General features: G+C 33.1%; 14 protein-coding genes. 9 read left to right on the top strand and 5 right to left on the bottom strand.

Annotated elements, in window-relative coordinates; all coding sequences use genetic code 11:
• Positions 1–86: 86 nt before the first annotated feature.
• The 6 genes from HNP35_RS16865 (at position 87) to HNP35_RS16840 (ending at position 7397) form a co-directional block, all read left to right on the top strand.
• The gene (locus tag HNP35_RS16865) at positions 87–1280 is read left to right on the top strand and encodes an aspartate aminotransferase family protein (protein WP_184164734.1); all 1194 of its coding nucleotides are present in this window, start codon (positions 87–89) and stop codon (positions 1278–1280) included.
• 206 nt (positions 1281–1486) lie between these two features.
• On the top strand, positions 1487–2881 hold the full coding sequence (locus HNP35_RS16860) for a tetratricopeptide repeat protein (RefSeq protein WP_184164731.1): 1395 nt from the start codon (positions 1487–1489) through the stop codon (positions 2879–2881).
• A gap of 2 nt (positions 2882–2883) precedes the next feature.
• Complete coding sequence (locus tag HNP35_RS16855) at positions 2884–3636, top strand: shikimate dehydrogenase family protein (protein ID WP_184164727.1); 753 nt, start codon at positions 2884–2886, stop codon at positions 3634–3636.
• Positions 3637–3705: 69 nt separating this feature from the next.
• Complete coding sequence (locus HNP35_RS16850) at positions 3706–4452, top strand: lipid A phosphoethanolamine transferase (RefSeq protein WP_184164724.1); 747 nt, start codon at positions 3706–3708, stop codon at positions 4450–4452.
• A gap of 240 nt (positions 4453–4692) precedes the next feature.
• Entirely contained in the window at positions 4693–6672 is a 1980-nt protein-coding gene (locus HNP35_RS16845; RefSeq protein WP_184164721.1) for a DUF349 domain-containing protein, read from the top strand.
• Between the two features lie 308 nt (positions 6673–6980).
• Positions 6981–7397: an OsmC family protein gene (locus HNP35_RS16840; RefSeq protein ID WP_184164718.1), complete on the top strand. Its 417-nt coding sequence runs from the start codon at positions 6981–6983 to the stop codon at positions 7395–7397.
• A gap of 72 nt (positions 7398–7469) precedes the next feature.
• Here the strand turns inward: HNP35_RS16840 and HNP35_RS16835 are convergent, their stop codons facing one another.
• Both HNP35_RS16835 and gyrA read right to left on the bottom strand, forming a co-directional pair.
• The gene (locus HNP35_RS16835; protein WP_184164715.1) at positions 7470–8741 is read right to left on the bottom strand and encodes a tetratricopeptide repeat protein; all 1272 of its coding nucleotides are present in this window, start codon (positions 8739–8741) and stop codon (positions 7470–7472) included.
• Between the two features lie 41 nt (positions 8742–8782).
• Positions 8783–11428, bottom strand: a complete 2646-nt coding sequence (gene gyrA / locus HNP35_RS16830; RefSeq protein WP_184164712.1) for a DNA gyrase subunit A — start codon at positions 11426–11428, stop codon at positions 8783–8785.
• Positions 11429–11685: 257 nt separating this feature from the next.
• On the opposite strand from gyrA, the gene HNP35_RS16825 reads away from it, so the two are divergent.
• The 3 genes from HNP35_RS16825 to HNP35_RS16815 all read left to right on the top strand — a co-directional run bounded on the left by HNP35_RS16825 (position 11686) and on the right by HNP35_RS16815 (position 16359).
• Positions 11686–14232, top strand: a complete 2547-nt coding sequence (locus HNP35_RS16825; protein WP_184164709.1) for an ATP-dependent Clp protease ATP-binding subunit — start codon at positions 11686–11688, stop codon at positions 14230–14232.
• Between the two features lie 141 nt (positions 14233–14373).
• Positions 14374–15741, top strand: coding sequence for a 30S ribosomal protein S6--L-glutamate ligase (gene rimK, locus HNP35_RS16820; protein ID WP_184164706.1), 1368 nt, complete (start codon positions 14374–14376; stop codon positions 15739–15741).
• Between the two features lie 99 nt (positions 15742–15840).
• Positions 15841–16359 (top strand): DUF421 domain-containing protein, encoded by a 519-nt coding sequence (locus HNP35_RS16815; RefSeq protein ID WP_184164703.1) that lies wholly within the window; start codon positions 15841–15843, stop codon positions 16357–16359.
• 88 nt (positions 16360–16447) lie between these two features.
• On the opposite strand, the gene HNP35_RS16810 is transcribed toward HNP35_RS16815, so the two are convergent.
• From HNP35_RS16810 to hutH, 3 genes are read right to left on the bottom strand one after another with little or no spacing between them, the layout of a single operon-like run.
• Positions 16448–17779: an inorganic phosphate transporter gene (locus HNP35_RS16810; RefSeq protein ID WP_184164700.1), complete on the bottom strand. Its 1332-nt coding sequence runs from the start codon at positions 17777–17779 to the stop codon at positions 16448–16450.
• Positions 17780–17809: 30 nt separating this feature from the next.
• Entirely contained in the window at positions 17810–18454 is a 645-nt protein-coding gene (locus HNP35_RS16805; RefSeq protein WP_184164697.1) for a DUF47 domain-containing protein, read from the bottom strand.
• Between the two features lie 48 nt (positions 18455–18502).
• Complete coding sequence (gene hutH / locus HNP35_RS16800) at positions 18503–20017, bottom strand: histidine ammonia-lyase (protein ID WP_184164694.1); 1515 nt, start codon at positions 20015–20017, stop codon at positions 18503–18505.
• Positions 20018–20446 lie beyond the last annotated feature (429 nt).

The following is a 20446-nucleotide window of genomic DNA, read 5'->3' as shown; positions in this document are numbered from 1 at the left end:
AACTGGCAAAAGTTTTTAAAGATTATATAGAATTAACTTTAAAACCTTAAAACCTTAGTAACTTTGCCAATTTGAACCTTAAAAAAATGAATCCAGACTTTATAAAATACCAAGCACAAACTTCTCCTTATCCTCTCGGAATGGAAGTTTCACACGCTATTGGTTCTTACATATACGATACAAACGATAAAAAATATTTAGATTTTGTTGCTGGAGTTTCTGCCTGTACATTGGGGCATCAGCATCCTAGAGTAAATCAAGCTATAAAAGATCAGCTTGACAAGTATTCGCATGTAATGGTTTATGGCGAATATTCTCAAAGTCCAGCCGTTCAATATTGTAAATTAATGGCTTCCCTCCTTCCTGAATCTTTAAATAAAACTTATTTAGTCAATTCTGGAACAGAAGCTATTGAAGGCGCTTTAAAATTAGCCAAAAGAACTACGGGCCGTAGTCAATTAATTTCTTGCCATAATGCGTATCACGGAAACACGATGGGTTCTATGAGCGTTATGGGATTTGAAGAACGCAAACAAGCCTTTAGACCTTTACTTCCAGATGTAGATTTTATTACTTTTAATAATGAAGAAGATCTTCAAAAAATAACCACTAGGACGGCTGCAATTCTTTTAGAAACCATTCAAGGTGGCGCAGGATTTATTCAGCCAGAAAACAATTTTCTTGAAAAAGTTCGTAAACGTTGCGATGAAGTTGGAGCTTTGATGATTGTTGATGAAATTCAGCCAGGATTTGGAAGAACAGGAAAACTATTTGGTTTTCAGAATTATAACGTGGTTCCAGATATTGTAGTAATGGGCAAAGGAATGGGTGGCGGAATGCCTGTTGGCGCTTTTACCGCTTCTGCCGAAAAAATGGATCTTTTAACAGAAAATCCAAAATTAGGTCATATTACTACTTTTGGTGGACATCCTGTCATTGCGTCAGCTTGTTTGGCAACTTTGCAAGAATTAACTGAAACAAATTTAATGGCGGAAACGCTAGAAAAAGAAAAACTCTTCAGATCGCTTTTGGTACATCCTTTGATTACAGAAGTTAGAGGAAAAGGATTAATGCTGGCGGCTATGACAGAATCGGCGGAAATTACCAATGAAGTCATTCTAAATTCCCAAGACAAAGGACTGATTTTATTTTGGCTTTTATTTGAAGGTTGTGCAATTAGAATTACTCCACCATTGACTATTTCAGAAAATGAAATTAGAGAAGGTTGTGCAATAATTTTGGAAGTTATGGATGAAATTTTGAAAAAAAACAACGCTTAAAAATTTGATTTACATTTTTTGCTCGGCAATATAAAAATCATAAAACAGAAGCTAATCCCTTAATAATAAGAGAGATTTCTTCCCAAAATAGAATAAAAAACGCTATATATTGTTAATTAAATTGTTCAAAACAATTAATTTCCTATCCTTACAACAATTATATGGTTGCCTAAATTTATAGTAGGCTAATTTCAAAATAACGAAGTATGCAATTAAGCAACGAAGAAGAAGATTATAACCTATCCCTATCCAAATTTGAGTCGATGTTAAAGACTAACAAAGTACTCTTTTTTGATTCTGAAGAATTCGAAGAAATAATTCTTCATTATTTAGACATAGGTAAGGCTAATTTAGCAAAAAAGGCCTTAAAACTTGCGTTAGACCAGCACCCAAAATCTACGGGCTTAAAATTAGTACAAGTAGAAATGCTGGTTTACGATGATAAACTCGATTTAGCTGAAAAGCTTTTGAATGAGTTATATGCAATTGAACCAAACAACGAAGAAATTTATATCCAAAAAGCTAATATCTGTTCCAAAAGAGATCAACACGAAAAGGCAGTCGAATTATTAAAAATTGCTTTGCAGTATACTGATGATTATGCCGATGTATACAACTTGATTGGAATGGAATATCTTTTTATGGATAATCTTGAATTGGCAAAAGAGAGTTTCATCAAATGTCTTGAAGAAGATTTAGAAGATCAGTCGGCTCTTTACAATGTAGTTTACTGTTTTGAATTTTTAGATCAAAATCAAGAAGCTATTGTTTATTTGAACGAATACATAAACAGAAACCCTTATAGCGAAATCGCATGGCATCAGCTTGGACGTCTACATTATGGCGTAAAAGAATATGAAAATGCAATTCGAGCTTTTGACTACGCAACACTTATTGATGACGAATTTCTAGGTGCTTTTATGGAAAAGGCCAAAGCTTATGAGCGCCTTAAAAAATATAATGAAGCGATTGAAAGCTATAACAGAACCATCGAATTAGACGATGCAACTTCATATGCGCTACTTCGAATTGGTAAATGCTATGAAAAACTTGGAAACTTAGCAAAAGCAATTCAATATTATAACCAAACGGTGCACGAAGATCCGCTTTTAGATAAGGGCTGGATTGCCATTACTGATTTTCACCTTCGCCAAAAAAACTATCAAAAAGCATTGTTTTTTGTAAATAAAGCTTTGGCAATTGACAATCAAAATCGTTTGTATTGGAAAAGATATGCCAATATCAATAAACAAATGAATTTCTTTGAAGAAGCTGAATTTGGCTATAGAAAAGCAGTAGAATTTGGAGATTATGCACTTGATACTTGGTTATTCTGGGTTGATATTCTTCAATTTTTAGGAGAATTTGAAAGTGCAATTCAAACTTTATTACAAGCTACAGAATATTTTCCTGAAGAAAATGAAATCGAATATCGTTTAGCTGGATTGTATTTTATGATTCAAGATAATACAAAAGCTAAATTTCATTTAAGCAACGGCTTACGATTAAACTTCGATAACTATATTTTAATAGAAGATTTATTTCCGGTAGTTTGGTCAAAAAAAATGGTAAAAAATTATATAGAAAAACATAGAAAATAATAATGGTTGATATTTTACTAAGAAGACGTTTTGGATTACTAGGACGCAACATTAGCTACTCTTTTTCAAAAGGTTACTTTACAGAAAAATTTGACAATGAAGTTTTTGCTGGCAATAGCTACGAAAATTTTGATATTTCTGAAATTAACTATTTTACGGAATTAATTAAAAATAATCCTGATTTAAAAGGATTAAATGTCACTATTCCTTACAAAGAACAAGTTATTCCCTTCTTAGATAAACTATCAAAAAAAGCTGCTTTAATTGGAGCTGTAAATACTATTAAGTTTACTAAAAATGGTAAATTAAAAGGCTATAACACTGATTATTATGGTTTTAAAAAATCATTAGAACCGTTGTTAGAGCCACATCACAAAAAAGCATTAATTCTAGGAACAGGAGGAGCTTCTAAAGGTGTTGCTTTTGCTTTAGATGAACTAAACATTCCGTATACTTTTGTTTCTAGAGAAGCAAAAGAAAACATTATAGATTATGATTTGATTAATGCCACTACTTTTGATAATTTTCAAATTATAATTAACTGCACACCTGTAGGAACAAGCCCGAATATAGACGCTTGTCCAAATCTGCCTTATGAGTTTTTCACAGAAAAACACATTGCATATGACTTAATTTATAACCCTGCCGAGACTACTTTTCTTAAAAAAGCTAAAGAAAAAGGTGCAGTAATCAAAAATGGTCACGAAATGCTGATTTTTCAAGCAGAAAAAGCCTGGAAAATCTGGAATAAATAAAAACAGAAGTAAAAAAATAAAATGTTAACGTATTTTTTGTATTTTTAAATCACTTATAAACAAGTGGTTATGAAGAAAATACAATTACTTAGCATTTTATTTTTTTTGTTTCACCATCTACTTTTGGCTCAAGAGAGCGACACCTTAAAAAGTCCTTTTTCTGAGCCTCGTTATCACTATTTCCTAAAGACAATTATTTTCTTTGATGAATATTTAGATACCGATAACGGGTCATTCAATACTACACAAGTACGAGTTCTACTGCCTATAGGAAATAAAGCCTGGAATTTACGTTTTGATCTTCCTCTAATTTCTGCCAATACAAATTCTATTAATAAAACCGCTATTGGAGATGTTGGCATGGGTGTTAGCTATATTCCGTACATGAAAAATAATAATGGTATAGCTTTACGAACAAGGGTTTATGCTAATACAGCTGCGGATCCAAATTTTGGCACCGGAAAATGGGTCGTGATGCCAGCAGTTGTTTATGGAAAATATTTATATGAAAAAAGAATTCTCTGGCTCTCGACTTTAGAATATCAAGGTAGTTTTGCAGGGGAAAATGATAGAAACAACATCAGTGTAACTCTTTTTGAAAATGTTATGCTCTATTTTTTTGGAAAAAATTGGGTTGCCGGAGATGTAGCCTTTCGTTATAACGGAATTATAGAGGGATTTCAAAATAACGCGTTTGTTGAATTTGGACGAAAAATTACCCCAAATAACTTAATCTACATACATCCAAGTGCTGGATTTGGAACAAATAGAACTTACAATTTCGGAATTGAAATGGGTGTCTTAATTCTTTTCTGAAAATAAATAGTTCTTTACTAAATTGAATTTATAGAAGTAAATTCTAAAAAAATCCAGCTATTATGAATTTACAGATACTTTAAACATTATAACAAAACTATTTCAACACATTATATAATTAGCGCAAAGAATAGGAATTTCATGGCAAAATAGCGCATAAACAAGCGATTTATTTTGTAGTTAGAAACACCTTTACTATCTTTCGCATTGTTTAAAATAAAAACCTTATACATTTTTAAGATGTTAGAAGAAAAGAATGATAACCTGCAAGAAGCAGACGGAAAATCTGGAATCGAGTTAAACGATTCTATATCAAATGATGCAATAAAAATATCTGAGGCTGAGGCTCCAATTGAGAAATCAGTTCCAGAAATTGAAAATGAAGTAGAAAATGATGCAAACAATCATCAGGAAGCTTTAGATGTAATCACAAATTCAAATGCAGCGGAAAGCGAAGACGAATCTCTAAAAGAACGTCATGATATTCCTATGCAAGATTATAACACTTTTTCTTTAGATGCGCTTGTTGATGAACTTAAAAAGTTGGTTAATATAGACAAAGTAATGTCTGTAAAAGATCATATTGAAGAAATCAAAAAGGCATTTTTATTACAATATCACCATCTTCTAGAGGAGAAAAAAGAAGAATTTCTTGCTTCTAACCCTGATCCAAACGAAGAGTTTGAATATCATTTACCTTTGAAATTAAAGTTTGATGAATATTATAATATTTTCAGAGATAAGAGAAACGCTCATTTTAAACACCTTCAAACCAATCTAAAATCAAACTTAGAAAATCGTTTAGCAATTGTTGAAGAATTAAAAGAGTTAATCAATCCGCAAGAAAACATAAAAGATACACTTAAGCATTTTAATGAATTAAGAGAAAGATGGAAAAATGCTGGTGCGATTCCAAAAGACAAATACAATCACGTTTGGAACAACTATCATTTTCATGTTGAAAATTTCTATGATTATCTACACTTAGATCGTGAAGCTAGAGATTTAGATTTTAAACACAACCTTGAATTAAAACAAAAAATCATCGCTCGTGTTGAAGAATTAGTAAACGATGCGGATGTAAATAAATCTTTCCGCGAATTACAGGATCTTCACAGAATTTGGAAAGAAGAAATCGGACCAGTTTCTAAAGAACATCGTGATGTTATCTGGAATAAATTTAGCGAGCTAACTAAAAAAATTCACGATAAAAGAGAAGTTTTATTTGAAAACCAAAGAGCAAACGAGCAACAAAATCTAGAAGCAAAAAAAGAAATTATTTCTAAAATTGAAGCACTCGGAACAGAAAAGGTAAATTCTCATTCACAATGGCTTGTACAAATTGAAAAAGTAGAAGCGCTTCGAAATGAGTTTTTTGCAGCTGGAAAAGTTCCATCAGAAGTAAATGAAGAAACCTGGGCAGCTTTCAAAACAGCTGTTAGAAATTTTAATGCTTTCAAGAATTCTTTTTATAAAGACATCAAAAAAGATCAAAACGACAATTTAAATAAAAAAATGGCTCTTGTTGTAAAAGCAAAAGAGCTGCAAGAAAGCACTGATTTTACTGCCACAACTCCTATAATGAAACAAATTCAGGAAGAATGGAAGCAAATTGGTCATGTTCCAAAAAAATATTCAGACAAAATCTGGAAAGAATTTAAAGATGCTTGCAACCATTATTTTGATAAACTAAAAGAGCACAAATCGGAAGAAAACGGTGAAGAAGTTGCCGCTTTTGACAATAAAAAAGCATATCTAGATACTCTTAGAGCTTTCCAGTTAACAGGAGATCACAAAACAGATTTAGATGCTATAAAAGCCCATATTGAAACTTGGAAAGGATTCGGAAAAGTTCCTTTTTCAAGAAGACATATTGAAGGCAAATTCAATAAAATTTTGGATGCCCTTTTTGAAAAACTAAGCTTAAGTAAAAAAGAATCTGAAATGATGCGTTTTGCAAATCGTATTGATTCTCTATCTGACAGTAATGACACGCGTAAATTAGACAATGAAAAAATCTTTATTATGCGTAAAATTGAAGAAGTTCAAAATGAAATTTTCCAATTAGAAAACAACATTCAATTCTTTACCAATACTAAAAATGCCAAAAAAGAGAATTCTATTGTGACTGAGGTTCGTAAAAACATCGCTATTCATAAAGAAAGTCTTGAAGTTTGGAAAGACAAATTGAAACAATTAAGAAACTTAGGTCAGGAATAGACTTAAGAGTTTTATAAAAAATAAAAAGGTGTAATGAGTTTCATTGCACCTTTTTTTGTGCTTATTTTTTAACGCAAAGTCCGCAAAGGTTTATTTTCATTTATGGATTGTTTAAAAACATAAGTTCACAAAGCTTTACTTAAAACCTTTGTATCTTTTCGTTTAAATCAACACGATAAATCTAAAACTTAACATTCTCATTAAATTTCGTAAAACTATTCTGCAAAATATTGATTATATTTGAGTTACCACTATTATTTGGCAATCAAACAAATAACATTTACTATTAATTTTTAAATAAAAAGAACATGAAATTTACAAGAAAAGCACACGCCAACTGGAAAGGAACCGGTATGGAAGGAACCGGAACAATAAGCACACAAAGTACAACTCTAGATAATGCACAACTATCTTTTAAAACAAGATTTGCTGATGGAGTTGGGACAAATCCAGAAGAATTGGTTGCTGCAGCTCATTCAGGCTGTTTTACAATGCAATTAAGTTTCTTATTGAATGAAGGAGGTTTTACAGCAGATGATTTAACCACAGAAGCGACAGTAACTTTTGAAGACGGAACTATCACTTTAATCCATTTGGACTTAAAAGGAAAAGTACCTTCGATTTCAGCAGAAGAATTTGAAAAAACAGCTGCAAAAGCAAAAGAAATCTGTCCGATTTCCAAATTATTAAATACGACTATTACTTTATCAGCAACCTTACTTTAAATTTCTGATACAAGCATAAAAAAACCATCCCGTAAAAACGGGATGGTTTTTTTATAATTTATTTACTAAAGATTAGTTCATTGTAGCTTTTAAAGCTTTTGCTTCAGCAGTCATTTCTAAAGCTTTGTAAACTCCTAGTAATGTTTTAGCAACATCTTCGTTTTTAGGATCTAATTCGTTCGCTTTTTTAAGATAAGGAATTACACCTCTAAAAACACCTTCTCTTTGCGCTTTTAAAACATCGTAACGTTTCATATCTTTTGTAGAAGTACCCAATTTATTCATTTCATCGATAATTGGTTTCTCTGCTTCTAATTTTAAGGCTGCAAGGTTTAGATAAGCATTTGCATAATTAGGATTGATCTCAATTGCTTTTAAGTAATATTTCTCAGCATCAGCATTGTTTTTTGCACCAGCACTGATTACACCTAAATTAAATACTAAATCTGCATTGTTTGGATCTTTTTCTAAAGCCTCACCTACTAATTTTTTGTAAGTGTCATAATCTTTAGATTCTAAGTATAAGTTAGCTTCAGTTAAGATTAATGAAGTATCTTCTGGATTTGTCTTTCTAGCGTCAGCAATAGCTTTTTTAGCTTCTTCTGTACGTCCTTTTTGTACTAAAATCAAAGCTAAATTTTTGTAGATTTCACCTCTTTTAGAAGGAATAGCTTCTGTTTTAGGTTTTTCGTGAGTACCTAACTTAACCGCTAAATCTCTATCTTTTGCACTGCTAAAGTTATCTTCATTTCCGCTTGCTTTATTAGTAGCAAGAAACAAAGTACCTTTTCCAGAATAATTTAACTTTTTCAACTCCTCATACATTGGTAAAGCAAGATCAAAATCTTGAGAATTTACAGCTGTAGAAGCAGCATAATACAAGTTGATTGTATCCTTTTTGTCTAATTCATAAGCATCGTACAATTTTTTTGCACCTTCTTTATGCTTGTTAGCTTGTGTATCAGCAATTGCAGAATTAATCAACAATCCTTTAATGTTAGTAATAGAAGTAGCTGCATCTGTAGAATATTTTTGTTTTCCTGATGCTTTTTCAACTTCGATTAACTTCTTGTAACTTTCAGCTGCCAAAGATAAATTTTTACTTTCATCTACCTTTTTGTTTGCAAGATCTAAATAAGCATTTCCTTTTACAAAATAGAATTGTGCCTGCTCAGTATCTTTAGCATTAGCAACAACGCTTTCTGCTCCCGTCAAAATTGTGATTGCTCCTTGAGCATCTCCACTTTTTAAAGCTTTTTCAGCACTTTTAATTTGATCTTTTTGTGCAAAAGAAGCAACAGAGATCAATAATGCAGAAGCAAGTATTACATATTTACTTTTCATAATGATATTTATTTGTATTTAATTTTTATTCTAATTTAGTTTTATTCTTCAGATTCTTCGTCGTCACCTTCGGCATCATCTTCCTCTTCTACTTCTTCATCGTCTGAGTCATCTTCCTCTTCAACAGTTCCATCATCTTCAAGAACTTCCATATCTGGTTTAACTCTTTCAATTGTAGATTCGATTACATTACCATCTTCATCAACAACTTGTTCTGGCTCATCTTCTTTCATTACTGTCGTAACAGCAGCGATAGAATCTTTTCCTTTAAGGTTAATCAATCTAACACCTTGAGTTGCACGCCCCATAACACGTAAATCTTCAATCGCCATACGGATTGTTAATCCAGATTTATTAATAATCATTAAATCATCTGCATCAGTTACCGCATTAATAGAGATCAACTTACCTGTTTTTTCAGTAATATTAAGTGTTTTAACACCTTTACCTCCACGGTTTGTAATTCTATATACATCTTCTCCATCTTCGTCAACCAATTTGGTACGTTTTCCGTACCCATTTTCGGTTACTACTAGAATTTGAGATTCAGCAATATCATTTTTATCAACAGTTACCATTCCGATTACTTCATCCGTTTCATCTTTTAAAGTAATTCCACGAACTCCAGAAGCCGTTCTTCCCATCGGACGTGTTTTAGTCTCCTCAAAACGAACTAATTTTCCAGATTTAACCGCCATAATAATTTGGCTTTCTCCGTTAGTTAATTGCGCTCCGATTAATTCATCACCTTCCTTAATAGTAATAGCAGCCACACCATTTGCTCTAGGTTTAGAATATTTCTCTAAAGAAGTTTTCTTAACCTGACCTTGTTTTGTTACCATTACAAGGTTATGTGTATTGATATAATCTTTATCTTTTAAGTCTTGTGTACAAATGAAAGCTTTTACTTTATCATCGCTTTCAATGTTTACCAGATTCTGAATTGCTCTACCTTTTGCAGTTTTACTTCCTTCCGGAATTTCGTAAACACGCATCCAGAAACATTTCCCTTTTTGCGTAAAGAACATCATATATTGGTGATTCGTTGCAACGAACATATGCTCTAAGAAATCCTGATCTCTTGTTCCTGCACTCTTCTGTCCAACTCCACCTCTATTTTGAGTTTTATATTCAGATAAGTTTGTACGCTTGATGTAACCTGCGTGAGAAATTGTAATTACTACGCTTTCATCAGCAATTAAATCTTCAATACTTACATCACCACCAGAATATTCGATTTGAGAACGACGTTCGTCACCATATTTATCACGAATTTCTGTAAGCTCTTCTTTAATCAAATCGATTCTTAAATTAACATCTGCTAATAAAGCTTTTAAATGCTCGATTAATTTCATTAATTCGTCAAACTCAGCTCTTAATTTATCTTGTTCCAGACCTGTTAACTGACGTAAACGCATCTCAACAATTGCACGAGCTTGAATATCAGAAAGTTTAAATCTTTCGATTAATTTTTCTCTTGCTTCATCTGTGTTTTTAGAACCTCTAATTAACGCAATTACTTCATCGATATTGTCAGAAGCAATGATTAATCCTTCTAAAATATGCGCTCTTTCTTCCGCTTTACGCAATTCGAATTGTGTTCTTCTAACTACAACATCATGACGGTGCTCAATGAAATAGTGAATCATATCTTTCAGATTCAATAATTGAGGGCGTCCTTTTACTAATACAATATTATTTACACTAAAAGAAGATTGTAATTGAGTATACTTATATAAGGTATTTAAAACTACGTTTGGCGTAGCATCACGTTTCAAGATATACACGATACGCATACCGCTTCTATCCGACTCGTCACGAATGTTCGCGATACCTTCGATTTTTTTCTCGTTAACTAAGTCAGCCGTACGTTTGATCATTTCGGCCTTGTTAACCTGATATGGAATTTCAGTAACAATGATGCATTCTCTTCCGTCAACTTCTTCAAAACCAACTTTTGCACGCATTACAATACGTCCTCTACCAGTTTTAAAAGCTTCACGAACTCCTTCGTACCCATATATTACACCACCAGTTGGAAAATCTGGCGCTTTAATATGAGTCATTAATTCATCTACTTCAATATCATTATTATCTAAGTACGCTAATGTACCATTGATAACTTCAGTTAAATTGTGTGGTGGCATATTGGTTGCCATACCAACTGCAATACCAGTCGCTCCGTTTACTAACAAAGTAGGAACTTTTGTAGGCATTACTTTTGGTTCATATAATGTATCGTCAAAGTTCAATTGAAAATCAACCGTTTCTTTTTCGATATCTGCCATAATTTCCTCAGAAATTTTGCGCATTCTAGCCTCAGTATAACGCATTGCTGCAGGACTGTCACCATCAACAGAACCAAAGTTACCCTGACCGTCAACCAATAAATATCGCATACTCCATTCCTGAGCCATACGTACCATTGCGTCATACACAGAAGTATCTCCATGCGGGTGGTACTTACCCAGAACCTCCCCTACAATTCTCGCAGATTTTTTATGGGCAGATCTTGAAGTTACACCTAAATCATACATTCCATAAAGAACTCTTCGATGCACTGGTTTCAAGCCATCTCTAACATCAGGAAGCGCTCTTGATACAATTACCGACATCGAATAATCGATGTAAGCTGACTTCATTTCTTCTTCTATGTTAATAGGAATTAACTTTTCTCCTTCAGACATAAGTTGTTATATTAAATAATTATAATAGTTTCAAAGCGTGCCAAGATACGTTTTTTTGAAATTTTTTCAGCTATTTACCTACACTAATTTCAATGATTTATTAACAACTTTATTTTGGCTTTTAGTTAATAAATTAAGCGTTTTTTAACGCTTTTATTGCCTTTTTTTTCGTCTATTAGCTGACAGGCATTCTCGAAAGGTACGGTTTTTGTTTTTAAATCAGTAATTCACTAAATTTACAATACCAATTATATATTATGGATGATAATTTTTCACCAAGAGTAAAAGATGTTATTACGTACAGTAAAGAAGAGGCTCTTCGTTTGGGCCACGACTTTATTGGTACCGAACATCTTATGCTGGGCATTTTAAGAGATGGTAACGGAAAAGCTATTCATATACTTAATAACCTAGCAGTCGATTTAGATCATTTACGCAGGAAAGTAGAAATACTGAGTCCAGCTAATCTAAGCGTTGAAGTAAATGCAGAAAAGAAAAATCTTCACCTTACCCGACAGGCCGAAAGAGCCCTGAAGACCACTTTTCTAGAAGCTAAAGTATTTCAAAGCTCATCAATTAGCACCGCTCACTTGCTATTATGCATCTTACGAAACGAAAACGATCCAACAACCAAGCTATTGAATAAACTTAAAATAGATTATGACATAGCTAAAGAACAGTATTTAAATATGACTCCGAACGAAGAAGAATTCTTAGAAAACTTGCCAAGAAACGAATCATACAATGATGATTCAGGACAAGATGACAGTCTAAAAGAAAGCAGTTTTAATAATCCCGCCAATAAGTCAAACAAAAAATCTAAAACTCCAGTTTTAGATAATTTTGGGAGAGATTTAACAGAAATGGCGGAAGAGGGAAAACTTGACCCTGTTGTAGGACGCGAAAAAGAAATTGAACGTGTTTCTCAAATTTTAAGTAGAAGAAAAAAGAACAATCCGCTTCTTATTGGAGAACCTGGAGTTGGTAAATCTGCTATTGCAGAAGGACTAGCTTTACGCATCATTCAAAAGAAAGTATCTCGTATTCTTTTCAACAAACGTGTTGTAACTCTTGATTTAGCAAGTTTAGTTGCTGGAACAAAATACAGAGGACAATTTGAAGAAAGAATGAAAGCCGTGATGAACGAGCTAGAGAAAAACGACGATATCATTCTTTTCATTGATGAAATCCATACGATTGTTGGCGCTGGTGGCGCTACAGGATCTCTTGACGCTTCAAATATGTTCAAACCTGCTTTAGCAAGAGGCGAAATCCAATGTATCGGTGCTACAACTCTTGACGAATACAGACAATATATTGAGAAAGATGGCGCATTAGAAAGACGTTTTCAAAAAGTAATTGTTGAACCAACTTCTGTTGAAGAAACAATTGCAATCTTGAATAATGTAAAAGACAAATACGAGGATCACCACAATGTAACTTATACACCTGAGGCGATTGAAGCTTGTGTTAAACTTACAGATCGTTATATGTCTGAGCGTTTCTTACCAGACAAGGCTATTGATGCTCTTGACGAAGCTGGATCTCGAGTACACATTACCAATATTGATGTTCCTAAACAAATTTTAGATTTAGAGCGTCAATTGGAAGAAGTTCGCGAGCTTAAAAATATGGTTGTTAAAAAACAAAAATATGAAGAAGCTGCCAAACTTCGCGATGACGAAAAACGCATCGAAAAAGATTTAGCTGTTGCTCAAGAACAATGGGAAGAAGATTCTAAAAACAATAGAATTTTAGTTACTGAAGACAATGTTGCAGATGTTGTTTCAATGATGACTGGAATTCCTGTAAATAGAATTGCGCAAACAGAAAGCAACAAATTGGCTCAATTACCAGAATTAATTCAAAACAAAGTAATTGGTCAAAATGAAGCTGTTTTAAAAATCGCTCGTTCTATTCAACGTAACAGAGCTGGACTTAAAGATCCGAATAAACCAATTGGTTCGTTCATTTTCTTAGGTCAGACTGGTGTTGGTAAAACGCAATTAGCAAAAGTATTAGCAAAAGAATTATTTGATTCTGAAGATGCTTTAGTTCGTATCGATATGAGCGAATACATGGAGAAATTTGCGATCTCTCGTCTAGTTGGAGCGCCTCCAGGATATGTTGGTTACGAAGAAGGTGGTCAATTGACTGAAAAAGTTCGTAGAAAACCATACTGTGTGGTTCTTTTAGATGAGATTGAAAAAGCGCATCCAGATGTATTCAACATGATGCTTCAAGTTTTAGATGACGGATATTTGACTGATAGTTTAGGTCGTAAAATTGACTTTAAAAATACTATCATCATTATGACTTCTAATGTTGGAGCGCGTCAATTAAAAGATTTTGGACAAGGCGTTGGATTCGGTACAGCAGCAAGAACTGCTCAAGCTGATGAAAACTCAAAAAGCATTATCGAAAATGCTTTGAAGAAAACTTTTGCTCCTGAATTCTTAAACAGAATTGATGATGTAATCGTGTTTAACGCACTAGAAAAAGCTGATATTGATTTGATTATCGAAATCGAATTGAAAAAACTTTATTCTCGTATTGCTGAATTAGGTTACAAATTAAGCTTGACTGAAAAAGCAAAAGCTTTTATTGCTGAAAAAGGTTTCGACAAACAGTTTGGTGCAAGACCTCTGAAAAGAGCAATCCAAAAATATGTTGAAGATTTATTAGCTGAAGAAATCATCACTTCAAAAATTCATTCTGGCGATGAAATCATGATGGATTTAAAAGATGACTCACAAGAATTGTCTGTAGAAATTCACAAAGCTGAAGAGCCGACTAATCAATAAATTAGTCAAAATTTATAACATAAATAACATGCCCGTTACGTTTTCATAACATAACGGGCATTTTTTTTAAATAATTTATTATCTTTAGTAAAAGCAAATAGCTATTTTTGAATTTAATTCTATAAAATAAAAAAACAAAATATGCTTCAAAACAAAGTCATTTTAGGCAGCGAAGAATGGTGCTCATTTCCTGAACTAGGAATTCCAACAATCAAGGCTCGTGTTGATTCTGGTGCCAAAACTTCGGCAATGCACGCTCTAAATATAGCGCCTTTTATAAAAAATGATGCTAATTGGGTTAAATTCGATATCAATCCAATTCAGAATAATATCAAAACTATTATTCATTGTGAAGCACCGCTTGTAGACAAAAGAATTGTTAAAAGCTCTAGCGGTTTTAGAGAACATCGTTACGTTATTCAAACTAGCTTAAAAATTGGCGATGCAAAATGGCCAATCGAAATGACTTTGACTAATCGTGATTCTATGGGATTTAGAATGCTTTTAGGACGCGAAGCGATGAGCGGAAGGGTTTTAGTTGATCCTGAACAAAAATATCTTCTAGGACAGCCGACAGCTGAATCTCTTAAAGAATTATATCAAAATTCAGAAAAAGTAAAAACAGGTTTACGAATTGGTCTTTTAGCCAGTAATCCTGAATTGTACAGCAACAAAAGAATCATGGAAGCTGGTGAAATGCGCGGACACGAAATGCATTTCTTGAACATCAAGGAATGCTACATGAAACTGGACGCTAAAAAACCTGAAATTCATTACAGAGGCGGAAAAATCCTAAACGAATTCGACGCGATTATTCCTAGAATTAGACCGAGCATTACGTTTTACGGCTGCGCCTTAACACGTCAGTTTGAGGCTTTGAAGGTATTTGTTTTAAATTCCGCTACTGCGATTACACAATCTCGTGATAAATTATATTCATTGCAATTATTATTAAATAGCGGAATTGATATTCCGACAACCGGTTTTGCCAATTCTCCACTTGATACAGACAATTTGATCAAAATGGTGGGCGGTTCACCTTTAATTGTAAAATTATTAGAAGGAACACAAGGAAAAGGTGTAGTTTTGGCCGAAACTAAAAAAGCGGCTGAAAGTGTTATCAACGCATTCAAAAGTTTAAATGCCAATATCTTAGTTCAAGAATTCATTAAAGAAGCCAACGGAAAAGATATTCGCTGTTTTGTAATTGACGGAAAAGTGGTTGCCGCTATTCAACGTGAGGCAATGCCAGGCGAATTTAGAGCTAACATCCATTTAGGCGGAACTGCATCTGTTATAAAAGTGACCCCTGAAGAGAAAAAAATTGCTATTAAAGCCGCAAAGGCAATGGATCTAAAAGTGGCTGGTGTTGATATTATCCGCTCTTCCAAAGGCCCGCTATTGCTGGAAGTAAATTCTTCACCAGGTCTTGAAGGAATTGAAGGTGCAACTAATAAAGATGTTGCCGGAGAAATGATTAGAGCAATTGAAAAGAATTTTAAACTGTAATTAAGTTCATTTAAACTTAATACCTTATAAATATTTTAGCAGCTTTGTCGAAGTTTAAACTTTGGCAAAGCTTTTTTATTTAACTTTAAAATAAAAAACATGACTTTTCCTTATTTAGATATAATCATACGAAGCGTTGCAGTATATTTTTTCATGACAATAGCATTACGCATTTTCGGAAAAAAAGAACTTTCGCAATTAAACACTGCAGATGTAATTCTTATTTTATTAATTAGCAATTCGGTTCAAAATGCGATGGTTGGCCCTGACACAAGCCTTCTGGGGGGTCTGATTGCCGCTTTAGTTTTATTTATAATTAACTTTATCATAAAAAAGCTTACACACAGATATAAATCCTTAGGGAATTTGCTTCTTGATAAACCAGAAGTATTAATTCATGACGGAAAATTAGACTTTAAAGCTCTAAGCAAATTAGACATTTCTGATGAAGAATTAAAAGAAGCTATGCGTGAGCACGGAATTGAATTCTTTAAAAATGTAAAATTAGCCATGCTTGAAATTGATGGAACTATCAGTATTATTTCTGAAGATCAGAAAAACTTAAAACAAACGCATTATAAAAGAAAACACAATCGTAAAAATCTTCAAAAATTTTAATAAAAAAAGCCGATTTCAGATTGAAATCGGCTTTTTTTTATTTTAAAGAAAACGTGATTTACATTTCACATTTTACAATATTTTTTCATTAAATAAATACACTTAAAACAAAGTATACTAATCCAGCTAAAAGAGCTGAAATTGGAATAGTTAAGATCCAAGCCCAGATTAAGCTTACTGTAACTCCCCAGCGAACTGCAGAAACACGTTTTGTTAATCCAACACCGATGATAGATCCTGTAATAGTATGCGTTGTACTTACTGGAATTTTTAAGTGTTCAGTAAAGTAAAGCGTTAAAGCTCCAGCTGTTTCAGCTGCAACACCTTCAAACGAGCTTACTTTTGTGATTTTAGACCCCATTGTTTTCACAATTTTCCATCCTCCGCTTAAAGTTCCTGCTGCAATTGCAGAATAACAAGCTAATGGAATCCAACTTGGCATTACACCTTTAATACCTGCATCATCGTTTGGCAATACTACATCTAACCAAGCATCCATATGAACTCCTGGATTTGTATTGATATATACAGCAACAGCAGCCGCAATAATACCCATTACTTTTTGAGAATCGTTACCTCCGTGACCTAAACTAAATGCTGCAGAAGATAATAATTGCATTTTTTTCAAAGCTGCATCGGCTTGATGTAAATTCAAACTACTGAATATCAAACAAAATGCACTAACTGTTAAGATAATAAAAGCAACTAAAAACCATTTAATATTATGAGCATCAAAAGCTACACTCCAGAAATGAGAATCAAATCTTGGTTTATCAATTTCAGAGTAAGGAACCATTTGCGCGTAAACAAACCAAACAGTAGCAATCATTAAAGCTAAGGTAAAAATCTTAGGACCGATACTTTTACGAGATGCATTTAATAACCAAATTGAGATTAAATAGGACGCTAAAGCTCCTAAAAGCGGTGCTAAAACAATAAAGGCAATAATGATAATAACCCCAGAAGGCATTCCGCCATCTTTCCCGGCCTTATACCAGCTTACAATTTCGTACCAGTAGTGAGTTGCTCCGTCTTCTCCAACATAACCAGAAAATCCGTGAACAGCGATTGCGTGCGCTACAGCTGCTCCAGCAAAACCTCCAATTAATGTATGCGAAGAACTTGAAGGAATTCCTAACCACCAAGTCAATAAATTCCAGCATATTGCTGCAATAACTCCGGCTAAAATAACCACTAGGTTAATTTCCATTGTGTGCGCTGTTTTAGCAACAGTATCCGCAACACCAAATCCAAAAACCCAATAAGCCAGAAAGTTAAAAAATGCTGCCCAGACTACCGCCTGAAAAGGTGTCAAAACCTTTGTTGCAACAACAGTCGCTATAGCATTTGCCGCATCATGAAAACCATTGATGTAATCAAAAATTAAGGCTAGTACTATAATTAATATAAGTAGCGTCATAAAATTATAACTTCAGAATGAAAAATTGAATTAAGAATGTTTTACAGAAATAGATTCTAGTATGTTCGCAACACTCTTACATTTGTCTGTTGCTGATTCTAAAACAGATAACACCTCTTTATATTTAATAATATTTTTAGCGTCTGTTTCGTTTTCAAAAATTTCAAAAACTGCTTTGTTATATACGTTATCAGATTTATTTTCTAGTTTATTAATTCTAGAACAAGCATCCTTAATAACTTTAAAATTCTGTAAGTTTCTCAACTCTTTTACAGCACTGTCTATATTTTGACAAGCTTCAAGGTTGATTTCTGTCATCTTTCTGATAGATTTTGTAATCTTATCAACTTGATACAATCTCATACGGCTAGATGCACCGTGAAGGTAATCTGCAACGTTGTCAATTGAAGTAATTAACGTGTGAATATCTTCTCTGTCAAATGGAGTAATGAAGTTTCTGCTTAACTCCAAGTTAGTCTGACGAGTAATGTCTTCTCCTTTTTGCTCTAATTCGTCAATCTTTTGAAAAAGAATTTCTCTTTCTTTTAATGGTAAATTTACAGCTTCGTGTAAGTTAGAAGCTAATTCAATTAAATTGCTTGAAGCCTCTTCAAAAAGTGGAAAGAATTTTTTGTCTTTCGGCACTAAAAATTGGAAAATACTGTTTATTGACATTGTTTTATTTTTGATAGTGCAAAATTACTTCAATAATATTTTGCAATGTTAAGCCATTGTTAACAAATCGTTTTCTATTTGGAAACTCTCAAGGAATAACACCGTGTTTTCTATGTCATTATGTAAGATTCTATCTTCTTTTACCAAAGGCACAACTTCTCTATAGCTGCTCAAGAACATTTCGATGAAATCACTTGATTTTAGTGGCTCTCTATACGCAATTGCCTGAGAAGCATTCAACAATTCAATAGCTAAAATACGTTCTAAATTGTCTAAAATTCGTAAGGCTTTTGTCGCTCCATTGGCTCCCATGCTCACATGATCTTCTTGTCCGTTACTAGAAACAATACTATCGATACTTGCGGGAGTTGCCAATTGTTTGTTTTGGCTCGCAATACTTGCTGCGGTATATTGTGGAATCATAAATCCTGAATTTAATCCTGGATTATCTACTAAGAAAGCTGGAAGATTACGCAATCCTGAAATTAACTGATAGGTTCTTCTTTCTGAAATGCTTCCTAATTCGGCCAAAGCAATTGCCATAAAATCTAAAGCCAAAGCTAAAGGCTGACCGTGGAAATTTCCTCCAGAAATAATCTGATCGGCTTCTATAAATATGTTTGGATTATCGGTTACCGAATTGATTTCTGTTTTGAATACTTTTCGAACATAATCAATTGCATCTTTTGAAGCGCCATGAACCTGCGGCATACAACGGAAAGAATAAGGATCTTGAACGTGTTTCTTTTCTTGAGCGATAATTTCACTTCCATCTAAAAATCCTGCAATACGTTCTGCTGTCACGATCTGCCCTTTGTGCGGACGTATATAATGTATCAATTCATTAAATGGCTCAATTCTTCCATCAAAACCTTCCAAAGAAATAGTTCCGATCAAGTCTGCCAAATAAGAATATTTATAGGCTTTAATCAAAATATGAGCTCCGTACGCACTCATAAATTGTGTTCCGTTCAATAAAGCCAAACCTTCTTTGGATTGTAAAACGATTGGTTCCCAGTTAAAATGCTTTAAAACTTCTTTCGAATCTGTTTTCTTTCCTTCAAAAAACACAACTCCCTCTCCAATTAATGGCAAAGATAAATGTGCCAAAGGAGCCAAATCTCCAGAAGCGCCAAGTGAACCTTGTGTATAGATAACAGGAAGAATGTCATTATTATAAAAATCAACCAAACGCTGTAATGTAATCAACTGAACGCCAGAATGCCCGTAACTTAAAGATTGAATTTTAAGCAAGAGCATCATTTTTACAATTTCAGATGGAACTTCTTCGCCCGTTCCACATGCATGAGATTTTACTAGATTTTCTTGAAGTTTAGATAAGTTTTCATTAGAAATTTTCACACTATACAAAGACCCAAAACCAGTATTGATTCCGTAAATTGGCGCCGTATGTGTGGCCATTTTTTTATCTAAATAATCACGGCATTTCTGTACATTTACTTTAGCTTCTTCAGATAATTCCAACATTTTGTTATTGGATAAAATCTCGTGTAATGTTTCTAAAGTTATGGTTTCAGTACTTATATAATGAATCTCTCTCATGATTATTTTAAATTAAGGCATCAAAATTCAACAAATCAATATTAAAAAGCAACAATTTATCACAATAATTAAAATTCATATTTACGAGATTGACTGCTTTTATTTATTTCATAAAACTAAATTCTGCCTTTACACCTCTTTTATGGCAAGTTTTTCTTTAAAAATCAATTCATTATATGGGTTCTGAATCTAAAAAAACGATCCTTAAATATGTCAAAACCTCAATTTAGCTTATTTAATTTTAACAAATACTCAATATTGATTTTTTGAGATTTGAATTATTAAAATATTCGCAAAAAGGCAATAACAGTTTTTAATACTACTTAAAAACTGTACTTTTGAAAAATCAAAAATGAAAAATAACAGCACAAAATACACGTCTACAATGACAACTCCAACTCGAGTTGCAATTGCTGTTACCATTATTTC

It is taken from the genome of Flavobacterium notoginsengisoli (assembly GCF_014207905.1).
Classification (GTDB): Bacteria; Bacteroidota; Bacteroidia; order Flavobacteriales; family Flavobacteriaceae; genus Flavobacterium; species Flavobacterium notoginsengisoli_A.
Note: the sequence above shows the minus strand (reverse complement) of the source record. Positions and strands in the feature narration are given on the sequence as shown.